Below are 16,689 nucleotides of genomic sequence, written 5' to 3'. Positions count from 1 at the left end.
CCACATGACTATTCGCAAGAAAGCTTCCCTCACCCCGCAAAGCGGGCTCGTGCTCGGCGCCATGGTGCTCAGCCTGTCCGGCTGCGGCATGGTCGAATCGGTGGTCGGCAAGACCACGGTGGACTACAAGTCGGCCAAGAAGGCGAACACCCTGGACGTGCCGCCCGACCTGACCCAGCTGTCCAAGGACGCGCGCTACGCGCTGCCCGATTCCGGCGGCATCGGCGTGGCCACCGCCTCGGGCTATGCGGCCCAGCGCGCCGCCATGGGCGGCGTGGCTGCCGGTCCTGTGGCCTCGACCAATGAAGTGGCCAGCACCGGCAACACCAAGGTGAGCGTGGTGCGTTCCGGCGACCAGCGCTGGCTGGTGGTCAAGCAGAGCCCGGAAGTGCTGTGGCCCCAGCTCAAGTCCTTCTGGGAGGAGTCCGGCTTCACCCTGGCCCAGGAGAACGCCACCGCAGGCGTGATGGAAACGGAATGGAACGAGAACCGCGCCAAGATTCCGCAGGACTTCATCCGCAACACCATCGGCAAGGTCTTCGATTCGGCCTATTCCAGCGGCCAGAAGGACAAGTTCCGCACCCGCCTGGAGCGCCAGCCTGACGGTTCGACCGAAATCTTCATCAGCCACCGCGGCGTGGAAGAAGTGCTGACCGGCCCGCAGAAGGAAATCGCGCAGTGGACCGTGCGTCCCACCGATCCCAACCTGGAAGCCGTGTTCCTGGCCAAGCTGATGACCAAGCTGGGCGGCGGCGAGGAAGCCCAGTCCCGCGTGGCCGTGGACAATGCCATCGTGCAGCCGCTGCACGCCTTCCTGAAGGGAGAAGGCGCGGGCCGCTACGTGGAAACGGACGAGGGCTTCGACCGCTCCTGGCGCCGCGTAGGCCTGGCGCTGGACCGCGCCGGCTTCACCGTGGAAGACCGCGACCGCGTGCAGGGCGTCTACTTCGTGCGCTACGTGCCGGACACCGCGGAGGTGAAGGGCTGGTTCTCGCGCATCTTCAGCTGGAACTCGGACAAGGACAAGGAAGCCCAGCGCTACCGCATCCAGGTCAAGGCCGGCACGGCCAACACCAGCCAGGTCACGGTGCAGAACAACCAGGGCCAGCCGGATGCAACGCCGGTGGGCGAGAAGATCCTGACCCTGCTGCAGGAACAGCTGAAGTAACAAGCCTCAGCTCTAACGAAAACCGGCCCGAGGGCCGGTTTTTTTATGCGTATCGAAGGGCAGGGGACAGACCCTGCTTTCGGCACAGCCGAAACCAGGGTCTGTCCCCGAGATCCCAGTCCGTTACCGATCACAGTCCGCCAACCGTGTTCAGTGGCGGACTCAGCTACCGGGGACAGGCCCCCTGAGGCCTGTCCCCTCTGCAGCTGCCAATCGCACAGGCGAAAAAAAACCGGCCTTGCGGCCGGCTTTTTTTCCCTGCGAGCTGATTACTTCGAAGCAGCAGCGGAAGCGGCGTCAGCAGCAGCGGAAGCAGCGGAAGCGGCTGCGGAAGCAGCAGCAGCAGCGTCGGAAGCGGCGGCAGCAGCAGCGTCAGCGGCTGGAGCGGCAGCAGGAGCAGCAGCGTCAGCTGCTGGCGCGGCTGCAGGAGCAGCAGCTTCTGGGGTTGCTACTGGAGCAGCTGGGGTTTCTTCTTTTTTGGAGCAAGCAGCCAGAGCAACAGCCAGCAGGGAGGCGATCAGCAGGGACTTTTTCATTTGTTTTCCTTAATTAATTCACAAAAATTAATAACAATGTTGCGATGAATAATTACCGGTAATTATCGCTCATTAGGGCGTTTCGTATGCTTTCGTACCGTACGGTGCCTCAGACATCGTAAACTTCCTAACCCAATATTATAGCGTTTTTTGGTGCGTCGCAATAGCAAATCGAGCCAGATTCGCAACTATTTTGCGTTCTCGCAATATTTCTCTTCTGGGCCGATCTGCCCGCTTCTCCCGGCATTGCCGGCCTACCGGTCGAACACGCGCATTGTACATAGTTTTTTGTCACAATCCAGTGGTGTTCGATTGCAGGCCCGGCAAGGTTTCCATCCAGATAGCGTCGAAGCGTTCCGCGCTGTTGCGGGTGGACTCCGGATCGTCCAGGCACACCTCGCCGCGGAAGTGATCGCAATGGAATCGGCGCACGATATCGCGGCCGTCGGCGATGCAGAAGGAATCCGTCAGGTGGCGCAGATTGCGCGGGGTGAGGCGGCACTCGATCTGGTGCCGGTAGTCGTCCAGCAGGCGCAGGAAGCGTGCATGATCGCGCTCGATCAGTTCATTGCTGTGCGCCGCCAGCAGCAGGCGGCCGCCGCCGCGCAGGAAGGCGCGCAGCTGCGCATCCGTGGAGGAGGCGCCCAGTTGCCACCAGCCGAAATCCGGGTCGAACAGCTGCAGGGTCAGGCGCGCCCGGCCCATGCAGGTCTGCAGGGCGGCCTGGAAGGCGCTGCGGCTGTCGAACAGCTGGCGGTCCATGTCCGGTCAGTCCGCCAGTTCCAGCCAGCCGTCCGTGTACCAGGCGAACAGCGCTTCCATCACGTCTTCCGACGCTTCGGCCACTTCCGCACCCGTCAGGGCCCGCTCATTGGCCAGCGTTTCGAGGGAGGCCTTGTCGGCCTTGCCCACGGCGAAGGATTCGCCATTGATGAAGACGTTCTTGCCGCGATAAAGCATCTGCGTCTTGCGCGAGAGCTTCACGCCCTTCTTCGCGGCAGTCTGGCGGAAGCGGCCCGCCGTCAAAGGCTGGGCCGGGCCCGTGAAGAAGACATTGTGCTTGGGCTCGGAAAGGTATTCTCCCAGGAAGATGGTGATGTCCTCCTCCGTGAAGCGCACCTTGTTCAGTTCCTCCGCAATGGTGGACAGCATGTGCTTGGGGATTTCCGCGGGCTTCTTGCCTGCTTCCAGGTCCGGGTCGGCATAGCGGCCGGGCAGGTCGATGGAGTCGGCCATGAACTGCAGGAAGGCTTCGCCCAGTTCCTGGTAGGCGGGCGAGCGGAAGCCGATGGAATAGGTCTGGCAGTCGCCGATGGCCACGCCGTCATGCGCATAGTGCGGCGGCAGGTAGAGCATGTCGCCCGGCTCCAGGATGAATTCCTGTTCCGGCTTGAACTTGCTGAGGATCTTCAGGGGCAGGCCTTCCACCAGGCTCAGGTCCTTCTGCGCGCTGATGCGCCAGCGGCGCTGGCCTTCGGCCTGCAGCAGGAAGACGTCGTAGGAATCGAAATGGGGACCCACGCCGCCGCCGTCCGTCGCGAAGCTCACCATGAGATCGTCCAGGCGCGCATCGGGCACGAAGCGGAACTGGCGCAGCAGCTGGTCGGCCGCATCGCTCTGCAGGTTCACGCCCTGCACCAGCATGCTCCAGGCGCGCTGGCTGCGCGGCGGCAGGCCTTTCAGCGGGCCGTGCTGCATATCCCATTCGCCATCCGTCAGCGTGACGAGGCGGGATTCCACATAGTCCTTGGTGGCCAGGTCGGCCAGCGATTCAAAGGGGAGCAGGGGCTTGAAGCCGGGAATGGCCTGGCGGATCAGCAGGGGCTTCTTGTGCCAGTAGTCGCGCAGGAATTGCGCAGGCGACATATCGCCCAGAAGAGGTAGTTTTTTCATGCCCCATTATAACAAGCACCCCGGCGATGACCCTGTCGTGCAGGCGGTATAATCCGGTCAGCTTATTACGAAAGGAAGCCTTATGAAGATCGCCAAGAACACAGTCGTGACTGTGCAGTACAAACTGTCCGACGCCCAGAACAATCTGATCGAAGACGGCAGCCAGCCCATGGTCTATCTGCACGGCGGGTACGAAAACACCCTGCCCAAGATCGAAGAAGAACTCGACGGCAAGGAAGTGGGCTATGCCAACACGATCCAGATTGAGCCGGAGGATGCCTTTGGCGATTACGACGCCAGCCTGGTGAAGGTTGAGCCGCGCAGCCGCCTGCCCGAGCCCCTGGAGGTGGGCATGCAGTTCGAAGGCATGCCGGACGGCGACGACGGCGACGAGGAAGCCATGATCTTCACCGTGACCGACATCGCGGACGACAAAGTGGTGCTGGACGGTAACCATCCCCTGGCCGGCATGGCCCTGCGCTTCGAACTGAAGGTGATGGACGTGCGCGAAGCCACCGAAGAAGAGATCGCCCACGAGCACGTGCACGGCGCCCATGGCCACCATCACGGCGACGAGGACGATGAAGGGGAAGAGGGCGACCACTTCCGCACCCATCCGATTCACTAAGCGCTACGCCTAAGCAGTCCCCTGAAGGCCGGTCACTTCTCTCGTTTGTTGTGGAAAGGGACCGGCCGCGGAACTCGTTCCGCGTCATAGAACCATCCCTTCCAATGCACGATAAGCTGATTCGGATTTTTTATGAATGCGATCGTGCAGCCAAGTTCCACAACCGCCACGGGATTCGGCAAGCCAAGCTTCTGTGAGCTGGCATGTGCTTGTTCAAGCAGGTAAAGGCGAGGCTCGACCCATTCGGTTTCAAGGCTGGGCGCTGAACAGATCCTGCTGCCAAGCTCCACCCGGTCTTTATCAATCGTGAGAACCCTGCCAACCAGCTGTCGGGCCTCGCGCTCATCGAGTGCGGCGATTTCAGACGTATCCAATGCGGCAGTAAAGCGCCATGACCCGATGATCTCTTTTCCCTGATCCATGGCATGGACGGGCGCTAGCCGTACGCTGGTCAGCAAACAAACCCCTACTATCGCGAGCGCGCGAAAACACTGATGCAGTTCCGATCCGTAAAGGCGCCGCATCGTTATCGCCCTTTGCTGGCTGCAGCCTTGGTGGGCTGTGCAACGCGAAATGGCGCGCTCTCCTCCTTGCGCCGCTTTATCAAACCAGTTGCCGTGACCAGCTTCGTCTTGCCGCCCTCGTGGATGGAAACCTTGGTGAGCCTGGAGATGTTGCTGGCAGCTCCCGCAAAGTCTCCGCGATTGACATATCCAAAAGTGTCGCGTGCACCTGTGGCCCCAACATTGAATGTCAAACTGCATAGCGCGTCAAACTGAGCCTGATTGAGTGCGACTGTAATGTTGCGTCGGACGGCCTTCTCCGCTTCGGCCACGCGCCGCTCGAACTCCATGTCTACTTGTCCTGCGCTGACTCTCTTGCCCAGTTCATCAGCGCTGCAAACACCTTTGTGTGCAAGAATTCCTGCACCCCACGTGCAGTTTCCTCGGTTCCTGCCCATATCGTTGTAGTAGTGGTAGACCGCCTTTTCCGTCGCGCGCATCCGGGTTTTGGCTTCCGGACTCATTCTCATACTTGCACTCGAACCTGAAGACGATCCGGCTTGTTCGTTCATTCTCTTCTCCCCAGTTGACTGGCAAGCCAATGTAGCAGCCAGGAAAGATGAACTTTTGAGCTCGCGCATAGGACGTCAGCGGCATTCCTGCAGCATGGAGGGATCGCATACATCTGGAGGAGCTATGGCCATCGACGTATACCTGCAAATTGACGGCATCAAAGGGGAGTCGCGCGACGACCGCCATAAGGATTGGATTGAATGCACCACGGTCAACTGGGGAGTCACGCAGCCCAGAAGCGCCACTGCTTCAACCGGAGGAGGGCACACGGCTGAACGAGCGGAACTGCAGGAGGTGACGTTCAGTAAAGTCGCCGACTTGTCGTCGCCGATCCTGCTTCAGCAATGCGCGATGGGACGGACGATTCCCAAGGCGAAGTTTGAATTCATGAGAGCGGACGGCAACGGTACGCCGATCAAGTATTTTGAGATAGAGCTTGAAAACGTGCTGGTCGGCGCGATCCATCCTGGCATCGAAGCGGGATCGATACTTGGCGAGCACGTTAGCCTAAAATTCTCCAAGGTGCGCTGGCGATACACGCAGCAGAACATTGGTGGCGGTGCAGGGGGAAGCACTGTTGGAGGCTGGGATTGTGCGGCCAATAAGGTCGCTTGAATTGTGAATCATTTTACGTACCGGCCACAGTTTTCATTTGAGCGCTGCTTGGGGAGTATCATTGCTTGACTTGGGCTCCAGTGAGATGGCAATGATTCCTAAACAACTTGAATCAATCACGCAAGACGACGTACAGCAGCTGCTCGAAAATGCCGTTGTTGAAAGCCGGACTATCGAATACAAGAAGGTCCCGCCAGCAAATTCCGATGGAGATAAGGTGAAGTTTCTGAGAACTGTCTCTGGTATGGCCAACACCGATGGCGGTGATCTAATTTACGGAATAGAGGCAAACGAGGGAGTACCGGTAGCTGCGACTGGAATCCCGCTTCTGGAAATAGATTCGCTTAAGCTTCGCCTTGAGTCAATGCTGCAAAACTGTGTGGAACCGCGTATCCCAGGCGTGGCAATGCATATAGTTCCCATGCAAGATGAAGTCTGTGTTCTCATCGTGCGTATTCGCCGCAGTTGGCTTCTTCCGCACCGTATTGCAGTAGGAAGTCACGTCCAGTTCTATGCGCGTGGGTCAGCCTCTACGTTCCCGATGGACGTATCTCAGCTTCGGGAAGCGTTTCTTTACGCCGACCAGCAGGCGGCGAAGGTGCAAAGTTTTGTAGTGGACCGACTGCTGAGGATTGAACAGCGTCGGACTCCAGTGTCATTGACCGACGGAGTTAAGGTGGTACTTCATGTTCTGCCACTTTCGAGCCTTGCGCGAAATAATAACCAGCAGCTCGTCGTCCCGAAATCAGAGCGCTCTGACTTTCCCCTATACGAGGATTCGACGAAACTGCAAAGACCTAATGCGGATGGATTCATACTCACCGATCAGCGCGGCTCAGATTCTGAAATGTATACGCAAGTATTTCGCTCTGGGGCAGTGGAAGCAACCATGGTGATAGATACTAACCGTACGGACAAAGGCATCCCTAGCTTTTTCGTCGAAGTCCCGACTCTCCGCACCCTGGAAAAGATAGTGGAACAACTTTCCCAACGTGGGATTTTGGCGCCATATGTAGTTAGCTTTTCATTCATCGGCGTGGAGGGACATTTCTTAATGATTGGAAGTCGGCCGCCGTATCGTGCCACCCGTTATTCGGAGCCAGTATTAATACTGCCGGATGCACTGATTGAAGATATTCAGTCATTCCGCAGCTGGGAGCTAATGCGTCCCATATTCGACATTTTTTGGAACGCTTTCGGGTACGAAGGTAGCCCGAATTATGATGCCGACGGGAACTACAAATCGTAGAATTCGGCATTCTAGCTGATCAACGTTCCTTACTTCTCGGCGCTACGCAGCGAGAACAGGTCGCCGCTTCCCGGCGTCACTTCGATCTCCGCCCATTCCCCCGTCAGGCTTACATGCCCCAGGTTCCCGCGCCACACCAGGGTGCCGGGTTTCGCCGTATCGTCCGGCGCGCGCTCCTTGGTGGTGTCGACCAGCAGCACCTTGCCGGGATACTTCTCCGCCAGCGCACGCACCAGGCGCCGCGTTTCGGCGAAACCGTCCTGCTTGCGCGTGAAGCCGGAGAGGAGCGAGAAGCCTTCCTCGCGGTGCGCGCCGAGATCCCCATCCGAAAACAGCACGATGCCCTGCAGCTTGCGCCGCTTGGCCAGGCCGAAGAGGCGCTGCAGCCATGAGCGGTTGGCCACCAGCCTGTCCTCATATTCGCTGTTGCGCCCTGCCTCGGTGAGGAAGTGGTTGTTGTTCGAAGGGAGATTGATGGTGGCGAACAGCACGCCCCCTTGTTCCCAGTGCGCGTTCTCCGCATAGCTGCGGAACTTGGCGATATTCGACTGGCGGCTCAATTCCATCTTGCGCTCGCCCAGCGAATCGGCGCTGTCGAAATAGATTTCGCGGATGCGGTTCAGGCGCTCGATGGCGTTCGAGCGGCCTGCCGAATTGCGGCAGCCGGTCCAGTCGCTCGCGGCGGGCAGCAGCACCAGTGGGCGGTCCGAAGTGTTGAGCAGGGCGCGGCGCTGCGTGTACAGCTTGTCGCTGCAAGGTTCGCTGGCCGACTTGATGCCGCTGGCCAGCACGAAGGCGGGACGCGATTCGTTGGCCTCGGCGATGGCGCGTTTCAGGTCTTCGTCCCCGGTCTCGCTCGGGAAGGTGTGGCCGATCACGCCGAAGTGGAAGGGCTTCTGCTTGGCCGCGTGCGCGGGCAGGCCGCCCAGCAGGGCGCCTGCAAGCAGCAGTGGCGCCAGCCGCATCATGCCGCGGCGTTCTGCGCGACGCGCTTCAGCTGGTACAGGCGTTCCAGCGCTTCTCGCGGCGTCAGCGCATCCGGGTCGATGCCGTCCACCGCGTCGAGCAGGGCCTGCAGGGCAGGGTTCAGCGCGGCCTGCGGCTCGGGCGCATCCACATCCTCTTCCTGGCGCGGAGCGGCGAACAGGTCCAGCTGCGCCGTGGCGTCCAGCGCCTGCGATTCCAGGCGCGCCAGGTGCTTGCGCGCGGCCTTGATGACGGTCTGCGGCACGCCTGCCAGCTGCGCCACCTGCAGCCCGTAGCTCTGCGAAGCGGGACCAGCCTGCACCGCGTGCAGGAAAACGATGCTGTCCTTGTGCTCCACAGCCGACAGGTGCACATTGGCCGCGGTCGGGTGGCTTTCGGGCAGTTGCGTGAGCTCGAAGTAGTGGGTGGCAAACAGCGTGAAGCTGCGGCTTGTGTCGATCAGGTGGCGCGCGATGGCCCAGGCCAGGGCCAGGCCGTCGAAGGTGGAGGTGCCGCGGCCGATTTCGTCCATCAGCACCAGCGAATGCTCGGTTGCGCCGTTCAGAATGGTGGCTGCTTCCGTCATCTCCACCATGAAGGTGGAGCGGCCGCCCGCCAGGTCATCGGTGGCGCCGATGCGTGTGAAGATACGGTCGATGGGGCCGATGGTGGCGTTGGCGGCGGGCACGTAGCTGCCGATATAGGCCAGCAGCGTGATGAGCGCGACCTGGCGCATGAAGGTCGATTTACCGCCCATGTTCGGGCCCGTGATCAGCAGCAGGCGCCGTTCGCTGAGCAGCTTGCAGTCGTTGGCGATGAAGCGCTCGATCTGGTTCTCCACGACGGGGTGGCGGCCTTCGATGATGTCGATGCAGGGCTCTTCCACCAGCTGCGGCGCACACCAGTTGTGGCGCAGCGCATGCTCGGCCAGCGCGGTGAGGGTATCCAGCTGCGCCGCCGCCTGGGCGATGGATTGCAGCGTGCCGATGTGCGGCGCCAGGTCGCCCAGCAGCTGATCGTAGAGCTGCTTCTCGCGTGCCAGGGCCTTGTCCTGCGCGGAGAGGGCCTTGTCCTCGAAGGCTTTCAGTTCGGGCGTGATGTAGCGCTCGGCGTTCTTCAGGGTCTGGCGGCGGCGGTAGTCGTCCGGCACCTTGTCGGCCTGGCCGTTGGTGACCTCGATGTAGAAGCCGTGCACCTTGTTGTATTCCACGCGCAGGTTGGCGATGCCGGTGCGGGCGCGCTCGCGCGTTTCCAGGTCCACCAGGAACTGGCCCGCGTTCTCGGACAGGCCGCGCAGCTCATCGAGTTCGGCGTCGAAGCCGCGCGCAATCACGCCGCCGTCGCGCACCATGTTGGCCGGTTCTGGCATCACCGCGCGCACCAGCAGGTCCACGCAGTCTTCCGGCGTGGCCAGGGCGTCGTGGATGGTGTGCAGCAGGCTGCCGCTCGTGTCGTGCTGCAGGCTGCGTTCCAGGGACTTGCGCAGCTTGGGCAGCTGCTGCAGGCCGTCGCGCAGGCTGGCCAGGTCGCGCGGGCGCGCCGTGAGCAGGGCCACGCGGGTGGTGATGCGTTCGATGTCCGGCATGTGCTGCAGGTGGTAGGCCAGGGAGCCCGTGACGTCGTTCTGCATCAGCGCGGCGATGGCGTCGTGGCGGGCGCGCGCCACCTTCTGATCGCGGCGCGCGTGGTGCAGCCAGTAGCGCAGCAGGCGCGAGCCCATGGGGGTGCGGCAGTGGTCCAGCAGCGAGAACAGCGTGGGCGATTCCTGGCCGCGGATGGTTTCAGTCAGCTCCAGGTTGCGGCGCGTAGCGGCGTCGAGGCCAATGAATTCGGACTCCGTTTCGCAGGTGAGGCTGCGCACGTGCTGCAGGCCCCGGCCCTGGGTCGAGTGCGCGTAGCGCAGCAGGGCGCCTGCCGAGCCGAAGGCCGGGCCCAGGCCGTCCGCACCGAAGCCCGTCAGGGTGGCCACGCCCAGCTGGTCCAGCAGGGCCTTGTGCCCGTGCACCACGTCGAAGTGCCACTCGGGCACATTGTTCACGTGGCAGATCGAAATGTCGTCGAACAGTTCGCCGCTGTCGGCGCGCAGGATTTCGGCAGGGGCGATGCGCTCCAGTTCCTGCATCAGGCGCGTCTGCACCGAACGCTGGTCGCCGGAGAACTCCATCAGACGCAGTGCGCCGCTGGCGAGGGACAGCCAGGCCAGGCCCGCCGTGGTGTGCTTGCGCTGGTTCATGAGGAACATGGCCAGCAGGGGACGTTCCGACTTTTCCGGCAGCAGGTCGGCATCGGTCAGCGTGCCGGGCGTGACGATGCGCACTACCTTGCGTTCAACCGGCCCCTTGCTCGTGGCGGGATCGCCGATCTGCTCGCAGATGGCGCAGGACTCGCCCAGCTTCACCAGCTTGGCCAGGTAGCCGTCCAGCGAGTGGAAGGGCACACCCGCCATCTTGATCGGCACCCCGTTCGACGAGCCGCGCGCCGTCAGCGTGATGCCGAGAATGCGCGAGGCTTTCTCCGCGTCGTCGTAGAACAGCTCGTAGAAATCGCCCATGCGGTAGAACACCAGCATGGTCGGATGCTCGCCCTTGATGCGCAGGTATTGCTGCATCATCGGCGTGATCTTTCCCTGAATCTCGCCGCTAACCTCTTGATTTGACGCTATATTCATTCTTAAGTATCTGATTTCGTTCAGCAATTTTTGATAGCGAGCACCGTTCACTCTCATATCGTCGCCCATCAACACATCGCTACACTTGCTGTTTTGGCGTAACTTTTTTGGTTTCCCAAACGGAAGTTACGCTAAAATCCTCGACTGTGCCGGCAATTCCTGATAAACCTACGCCGGACCTACGCCGAGGTCACTATGCAATTCGATGCGCGCGCCGCCAAGCTGCTGGAGGCAGGCCAACACTTTACCATTTCCGACTGCCCCGGTCTGCGCCTGGAGGCGACTGCAACCAGGCGTTCCTGGATATACCGCTACAAAAGCCCGGTGGACGGCCGTATGCGTCAGGCGAAAATTGGGGAGTGGCCGGCAATGTCGCTGGCGGTGGCGGCCGTTGAGTGGGAGCGGTTGCGCGGCGCGCGCGCCAACGGCGATGATCCCAGCGCCACGCGCCGCGCGCAGCGCAACCTTGACCGCGCGGAAGCTGCTGCCGAAAGAGAGCGCCAACTGGCGGATACTGTCACTGTCCTGGATCTATGCAACCACTACTACGCGAAGCACGTGCTCCGGAACCGCGGCACGAAGGGCGCGGCGGAAGTGCGCAGGATTTTCGACAAGCAGCTGGGCGCGCTCGGTGATATGCGCGCGGCCGATGTCACGCGGTCGGTAGCGTTCGACCACATCGAATCGTTGGCCGATACCCCAGTGCAGGCCGGCAAGGTCCGCGCGGAGCTGGGTGCTGCCTGGGATTACGGGCTCGATTCCGGCCGGCTGCCGGAAAGCGTTCCGAACTGGTGGCGCCTGATCCTGCGGGGGAAGTTACGAAGCAAGGGGCGCAAGCTGCAGGGGCAGCAGGTCGGTGTGGCCAAGCGCGTCCTGAGCGAGGCCGAATTGACGGTCCTGATCCCCTGGCTGCCCAATTTCTCACGCCTGGTCGAGGATGCGCTGACGGTCTACCTCTGGACAGCCGCGCGCGGATCAGAGCTGTGCTGGATGCATGCCACCGAATTTACGGATGAGCCGGACGGGCTCTGGTGGACCTGCCCGCTCGGGAAAACCAAGAACCGGCGTCGCGAGGGTGCGACCGATTTCCGCGTTCCGATCGTTGGGCGCGCGGAAGTTGTGGTGCGCAGGCGGCTCGCCGTGGCCAACGGTGGGCACCTCTTCCCCTCAAGCGGCAAGTTCGATCACGTGCAGCAGAAGACGATCGGCGCCCAAGTGTGGATGCACATGCCTTACGCGCAAACCCGTCCCACATATGAGCGGCCACGCTTGCCGGTCGATCGCTGGGCGCCGCATGATCTTCGGCGGACGTCGCGCACGCTACTCGCATCGTTGGGTTGTCCTGAAGAGGTTGCTGAGGCCATCCTGGGACACATGAAACCAGGCGTCAAAGGTATCTACAATCGTCACGAATACGATGCCGAGAAGCGCCTTTGGCTCACCCGTCTTGACGAGAAGCTCGAAGCCCTGGCTGCCATGTCATCCGCTGCACAGAACCTGGTGAGCCGCCGGCGCAAAGAGAAGGAGGTTGTGTGAGCGAGGACTTTATCGAGGTGATCGACAGGCTACCTGGGGCGAAGCAAAGGTTCGCGCGGTTCTTGGAGCACATGCCGAGGACGCCTGATCCTGTCTTACTGGTGCTTAAGGCCCACCTTCTGGTGGAGGAAATCCTAGGTGATTTGATCGAGTCAAAGCTTCCGAATCCGGGCGCCCTGAACGTGTCGAGCCTGCACTTCCATCTGAAGTCACGCTTAGCCCGGGCACTGATCGATGAGCGGGATGCGAACGGCCTACCGTTCCCGACAGACGTTTGGCCAATGGTCGATGCTCTCAACGAACTGCGCAACGAGTTGGCGCACAAGCTGGAAAGCAAAAAGGTGGATGCCAAGTACAAACAGTTTGTCGAAGCTGTGCGGCCGTCATCAGCGGGCGCGTCTGACGACCCACCTCTCGCGAACCAGTTGGCCTTCTTGATCGGCTACCTGGCTTCGATCGAGGAAATGATCCGGTTCGGAACGGTTGACCTGTCCGGCTTGAAAATCGGTATGCCCGGCGCTTGAGGTTAGCCCGCTGATGTGATGCGCGGCTCGTGACAAAGTGAGAGAAATTCAAGGCTGGCATCTTGTAAAATGGCAATTTAATTTGCCAATCCGAACACACGATGATCCAGCTCAATGCTCGAATAACTTTTTTTGATATCACACGCTGTGGATATTATCCTTACGGGCAAAGCACCCCGCAATTTGGTTCTGTGGACGATGTATTTACCCAACTGCGCAAGTGGTCCACTGGAATGGAGCTCCAGCAGACCAAAGTACTCGACACCAATGACCAGGATGCGGAACCTGTGTACCTGTTCGGGATCGAGAAAGGCGCTACGGGTTGGGTAGTATCCACCTGGAACGAAATTCCACATTCGGACGCTGGTGTTCCATCAGTGAGCATGAAGGCAAAAGTCGGTAGCGCGCAGGTCAAGATGAATGCGATCGACCAGTTTTCCATCCCTGGTTATCCGAGCTACTTTTGGATCATCCCTGGGGAGAACGTTCTTGCGACGGTCCGCTTTGAAATGAGCCGTTCTGGCCAAGGTGGGTTGGTCAGCTACGTGAGCCAGTTCATGGCCCAATTTTCCAGTTACGTGATCAAGAAAGTGAGCGGTACAGACTCGACCGTTGTCGGCTACACCGACAAGGGGGATGGCGTCCCGCAACAAGGCGTGAGGCCGGTGTTTCGCACTTCGGTGTCTCAGAAGCCCGATCGCCACAAGAAGCTCATTGCAAACTACGCTCGGATCCGTCGCGTGATCCGCCGCGGGCATGTAACGACAACGAACGCGGTGGGCCGCAAGGCTTGGCAGGGCGCAATCGCGTTCATCCGAGGCTTGTCGGCCAGCACCAACGCAGTGGGGCAGCGAGTAATGATGGAAGTCGACTACCGCCCAACGAAGGCTGAGCTGGAAGCGATGATCGAGGCGGAAATGAATGACCCAAATACGGACGGATGGGATGATATGGGATTCATGCTCGACAAGGATCCGAACCCACATTGGCTTGGTCGAGAAAGGTGTAGGGGTGAAATCACGCTCAATGTTAATATCAAAAACGATACTATTGAGTTGGCGTCGCTGGTGAAGGCGCTGGAAGACAAGAAGAAAACTATCCTCGATTTCCGCAAATGAAGCGTGTAATGTTCTTAGTCGTTGTGGGGATAGTCGCCATAGTGTTCTGCGTGGCGGCTCTTCTTTACGGCCAGAACATTCCCTTCGCAAATCAGTGGCCATTGTTTGAGGCGTTGCGAACCACCGCGTCGATCATTTTTGCAGTGGTCGGTGCCTGGCTTGCAATTATTTACCCTGAACGCTTAAAGCTGTCCTTCAAGAAGAGTGGCGATAGGAAGAGCGCCGGCTCAGATAATGTGGGCTTGCTGCTCACGCCGGCCGTGCACTCTACAATCATATTGGTCTGCTTGCTATTGATCGGGATCGCGGCGCCGCTGATCAAGCAGATTCCCGGGATTCTGCAACACGTTGTGTTCCTGCGAGGTATCTCGTTCTTTCTGCTAACAATACTCACGTTGTGGCAAGTCGCAATCGTAGTGATTGCGGTTTTCCCGGCCGCATTCATCAAAGATGCCTACGACGCCGAACGGGCTATTGCACATGCTGAATCCCTGCGTAACAGCTTAGCTACAGTCGTCAACGGCGATGAGACACGGCCCACCTAAACGTGCGTCTTTCGTCGGCTGGTGTTCGGCGGGGGAGGCAGGGTTGAGACAGGGCGCAGTTCGGCCCATTCTTCCACTTCCCGAACGAGCCAAGCTACGCGGCGGCCGGAGAGTTGCCGCGGTTTCGGGAACTCATTGTCGCGAACAAGCTTCTGGACTGTCGCCTCAGCGAGTGTCAGGATTGCGGCTACTTCGTTCAGTTCCAAGTACAGTGGCTTCATTGCTTGTTCCATCACCTACCGGGGCGCGTAGTCGAACGGGTGACCTGGCGCTCGTTTTGACAGACAGGTAGCGTTGGCATGTTGCCCTTTCGCGTAAGGGCCGCAGTAACGGCGGCTTGCCAACCCTGCCAGAGATAGTCCGTGGGACTGACATACCGTCCGTCTTCCTTCCCGATGCACTGTCCCATTGATATGGCCCAGGCCTCGAACGCTGCGCGTTCCTTCTTGTTGCTCATGGTTTGCCTCGTTTGAGATTTCACCTGCGCGACCTTTTCTCTATTCAAGGTCAAGGCTGTGATGGTTTGATGCGAGTTCGATTTCATCCGGTGCATGTGGTTCGGCGTCCCCGGCGAGATACAAGCGTACATCGATCCCGCCGCCGTTGTCCTGAAAGTAGAGTGCCTTGATAAATGCGTTGCGGCCGCCACGTTGGACCGGGTGGCCGGTTTGCAGCGCGTGCAGGAGGACGCGGTTGTGGCGCTCCGCATCAGGGCGGCCTGGTTGCTTATGCGCCCTGTTCACGTCGCCCTCGCATTTGCCGTCGAACTGGGCGGTCTGTATGCGTTCGCTCATGGCGTCCCTTGGTCGCAAAGGCCATAAGAGGACGAGCAGCCAGCGGGATCGTCCAATTGATTGAGTAGCGAAAACTGTCTGCCGCCGCGGCTCGTCTGCGCCCACTCCACCACCTGCCACACTTCGTTACGCGAGTAGATGGCAGAGGCACGCAACCCTCCCTGATTGTCTACCTTATGAAAGAAGGTGCTGTAGCCGCGCTTGCTAGCCAGCGACACGATGCGTTCCCACTCGCTGATGCGCACCAGGTGATGGCGCCGGCGCAGATTGGTCTGGCGGATTTCATCCTTCTTTGAATTGATGCATGGCGCGCAACCCACACGGTCGCAGCCCTCGGAATAGAGCGGGTTCGGATGACGGCCGCGGGCAGCGCAGTACTCGAAAGCCTGCTTTTTGGTCCAATCAACGATGGGCCTATAGATGAACATCCGGCCACCCAGCGGCTCAAATTTCAGCGCATCCTTGCGCGCTTCGGACTCATCGCGCCGCACTCCCTGCCAACTGACAACCGTATGTCCCTGCGCCGGACTGTCTTCCGTGTACGCATACGTGGGAGGCAGGGCACACTGGTTCTCGCCATGGCGGCCGTAGGGATTGTTCGTGTCCGTGGTCGGCTTGAAGCTGCGATAGACCAGCTCCAGTTCGTCGCGGCTCGGCAGGTACCAGTCGTCGGCGCCGTTTACGGCGAGCCCGCGGGCCCACTTCGCCATCTTGCTGCCCGCAGCGGCCATTGCCTGGGTGTTGGCAAAACCGTCCACGTAGCTCCGCGCGCCCTCGATCATCGCAAGCGAGTCGTGCCACGGCATCTCGATTTCCCCTTCACGGGGTGCGACAACCAGGCCATACACTTCTCCGTACAGCAGATAGAGGCCAGCGAAATAACCGCCGTTCAGTGCGGCACCGATGGCGGCCGGGAGGGGAGGGATGTCCATATTCATGATGATCCTTTCAAGAATCGTTGTATTGCGGATTAAGCGCCCATGACGGCGCAGAAAACTTCAACCTGGGCGACGGCCCGGGCGAATACGTTCAACGGCAAAATCGGCAGTGCTTGTTCAATCAGTGCCACGTCCGTGCGCAGCGCCTCCGCCTCCGCATCCTTGAGGCCCACTTTGCCCACACGCTCGTAGCGGTCGCAGATTGCGTTCATAGTCGCCGTGGCGGTTTCCAGGGGTTCTCCCTGCATGCCAGCGGCCTTGAGGGCTGCGAGCATCTTCGACAGCTGGTTGTAGGCCGCTGGTGAAGGGGCTCCGATCAGAGCTTCAACAGCCAACCGGATTTCGAGCGCCAGGCGCCGCGCTGTCTCGCAGGTGATCGGAACGTTGGCCTCGCGCTCTACCCGGGCGCGGCGCGGTTTGGCGGAGGTGGCCACG

19 protein-coding genes are annotated in these 16,689 nt (G+C 60.4%); 8 read left to right on the top strand and 11 right to left on the bottom strand.

Translation table 11 applies throughout. From position 1 onward, the window contains the following. Positions 1-4 precede the first annotated feature (4 nt). A complete protein-coding gene (gene bamC, locus LSQ66_RS15120; RefSeq protein ID WP_231766026.1) occupies positions 5-1,168 on the top strand; it encodes an outer membrane protein assembly factor BamC in 1,164 nt (387 codons plus the stop codon). Positions 1,169-1,437: 269 nt separating this feature from the next. On the opposite strand, the gene LSQ66_RS15115 is transcribed toward bamC, so the two are convergent. From LSQ66_RS15115 to LSQ66_RS15105, 3 genes are all read right to left on the bottom strand, one after another. Then, complete coding sequence (locus tag LSQ66_RS15115) at positions 1,438-1,704, bottom strand: hypothetical protein (protein WP_231766025.1); 267 nt, start codon at positions 1,702-1,704, stop codon at positions 1,438-1,440. Positions 1,705-1,995: 291 nt separating this feature from the next. Continuing rightward, entirely contained in the window at positions 1,996-2,466 is a 471-nt protein-coding gene (locus LSQ66_RS15110) for a DUF7931 domain-containing protein (RefSeq protein ID WP_231766024.1), read from the bottom strand. Between the two features lie 6 nt (positions 2,467-2,472). Beyond that, positions 2,473-3,597 carry a cupin domain-containing protein gene (locus tag LSQ66_RS15105; RefSeq protein ID WP_231766023.1) on the bottom strand — a complete coding sequence of 375 codons (1,125 nt, stop codon included), beginning with the start codon at positions 3,595-3,597 and terminating at the stop codon, positions 2,473-2,475. An 82-nt stretch (positions 3,598-3,679) separates the two neighbouring features. Between LSQ66_RS15105 and LSQ66_RS15100 the strand changes: the two genes are divergently transcribed. Beyond that, a complete protein-coding gene (locus LSQ66_RS15100) occupies positions 3,680-4,225 on the top strand; it encodes an FKBP-type peptidyl-prolyl cis-trans isomerase (protein ID WP_231766022.1) in 546 nt (181 codons plus the stop codon). A gap of 32 nt (positions 4,226-4,257) precedes the next feature. On the opposite strand, the gene LSQ66_RS15095 is transcribed toward LSQ66_RS15100, so the two are convergent. Together LSQ66_RS15095 and LSQ66_RS15090 are read right to left on the bottom strand one after the other, a co-directional pair. Then, the gene (locus LSQ66_RS15095; protein ID WP_231766021.1) at positions 4,258-4,683 is read right to left on the bottom strand and encodes a hypothetical protein; all 426 of its coding nucleotides are present in this window, start codon (positions 4,681-4,683) and stop codon (positions 4,258-4,260) included. Positions 4,684-4,751: 68 nt separating this feature from the next. After that, entirely contained in the window at positions 4,752-5,300 is a 549-nt protein-coding gene (locus LSQ66_RS15090) for a lysozyme (protein ID WP_231766020.1), read from the bottom strand. A 124-nt stretch (positions 5,301-5,424) separates the two neighbouring features. Between LSQ66_RS15090 and LSQ66_RS15085 the strand changes: the two genes are divergently transcribed. Further along, complete coding sequence (locus LSQ66_RS15085) at positions 5,425-5,916, top strand: Hcp family type VI secretion system effector (RefSeq protein WP_231766019.1); 492 nt, start codon at positions 5,425-5,427, stop codon at positions 5,914-5,916. 91 nt (positions 5,917-6,007) lie between these two features. Further along, positions 6,008-7,165 carry an AlbA family DNA-binding domain-containing protein gene (locus LSQ66_RS15080; protein ID WP_231766018.1) on the top strand — a complete coding sequence of 386 codons (1,158 nt, stop codon included), beginning with the start codon at positions 6,008-6,010 and terminating at the stop codon, positions 7,163-7,165. A 29-nt stretch (positions 7,166-7,194) separates the two neighbouring features. Here LSQ66_RS15080 and LSQ66_RS15075 read toward each other — a convergent pair whose 3' ends face one another. Together LSQ66_RS15075 and mutS are read right to left on the bottom strand one after the other, a co-directional pair. Beyond that, entirely contained in the window at positions 7,195-8,133 is a 939-nt protein-coding gene (locus LSQ66_RS15075; RefSeq protein ID WP_231766017.1) for a hypothetical protein, read from the bottom strand. Continuing rightward, on the bottom strand, positions 8,130-10,799 hold the full coding sequence (mutS, locus tag LSQ66_RS15070) for a DNA mismatch repair protein MutS (protein ID WP_231766016.1): 2,670 nt from the start codon (positions 10,797-10,799) through the stop codon (positions 8,130-8,132). Before mutS ends, LSQ66_RS15075 begins: the two co-directional genes overlap by 4 nt. A gap of 195 nt (positions 10,800-10,994) precedes the next feature. On the opposite strand from mutS, the gene LSQ66_RS15065 reads away from it, so the two are divergent. The 4 genes from LSQ66_RS15065 (at position 10,995) to LSQ66_RS15050 (ending at position 14,522) form a co-directional block, all read left to right on the top strand. Beyond that, on the top strand, positions 10,995-12,335 hold the full coding sequence (locus tag LSQ66_RS15065) for a tyrosine-type recombinase/integrase (RefSeq protein WP_231766015.1): 1,341 nt from the start codon (positions 10,995-10,997) through the stop codon (positions 12,333-12,335). Continuing rightward, positions 12,332-12,859, top strand: coding sequence for a hypothetical protein (locus tag LSQ66_RS15060; protein ID WP_231766014.1), 528 nt, complete (start codon positions 12,332-12,334; stop codon positions 12,857-12,859). Before LSQ66_RS15065 ends, LSQ66_RS15060 begins: the two co-directional genes overlap by 4 nt. A 101-nt stretch (positions 12,860-12,960) precedes the next feature. Continuing rightward, positions 12,961-13,977: a hypothetical protein gene (locus tag LSQ66_RS15055; protein WP_231766013.1), complete on the top strand. Its 1,017-nt coding sequence runs from the start codon at positions 12,961-12,963 to the stop codon at positions 13,975-13,977. 8 nt (positions 13,978-13,985) lie between these two features. Next, the gene (locus LSQ66_RS15050) at positions 13,986-14,522 is read left to right on the top strand and encodes a hypothetical protein (protein ID WP_231766012.1); all 537 of its coding nucleotides are present in this window, start codon (positions 13,986-13,988) and stop codon (positions 14,520-14,522) included. Here LSQ66_RS15050 and LSQ66_RS15045 read toward each other — a convergent pair. From LSQ66_RS15045 to LSQ66_RS15030, 4 genes are all read right to left on the bottom strand, one after another. Next, a complete protein-coding gene (locus tag LSQ66_RS15045) occupies positions 14,519-14,743 on the bottom strand; it encodes a helix-turn-helix transcriptional regulator (protein WP_231766011.1) in 225 nt (74 codons plus the stop codon). The two genes, LSQ66_RS15050 and LSQ66_RS15045, sit on opposite strands and share 4 nt — an antisense overlap. Before the next feature lie 276 nt (positions 14,744-15,019). Beyond that, positions 15,020-15,316, bottom strand: coding sequence for a hypothetical protein (locus tag LSQ66_RS15040; RefSeq protein WP_231766010.1), 297 nt, complete (start codon positions 15,314-15,316; stop codon positions 15,020-15,022). Further along, positions 15,313-16,254: a phosphoadenosine phosphosulfate reductase domain-containing protein gene (locus LSQ66_RS15035; RefSeq protein WP_231766009.1), complete on the bottom strand. Its 942-nt coding sequence runs from the start codon at positions 16,252-16,254 to the stop codon at positions 15,313-15,315. The genes LSQ66_RS15040 and LSQ66_RS15035 overlap by 4 nt, the downstream gene beginning before the upstream one ends. 32 nt (positions 16,255-16,286) lie before the next feature. After that, positions 16,287-16,688, bottom strand: a complete 402-nt coding sequence (locus LSQ66_RS15030) for a hypothetical protein (protein ID WP_231766008.1) — start codon at positions 16,686-16,688, stop codon at positions 16,287-16,289. Position 16,689 lies beyond the last annotated feature (1 nt).

It is taken from the genome of Massilia endophytica (genome assembly GCF_021165955.1).
In the GTDB taxonomy this organism is placed as follows: Bacteria; Pseudomonadota; Gammaproteobacteria; order Burkholderiales; family Burkholderiaceae_D; genus Rugamonas; species Rugamonas endophytica.
The sequence above is the reverse complement of the archived record's forward strand: the minus strand, read 5'-3'. Positions and strand labels throughout refer to the sequence as shown.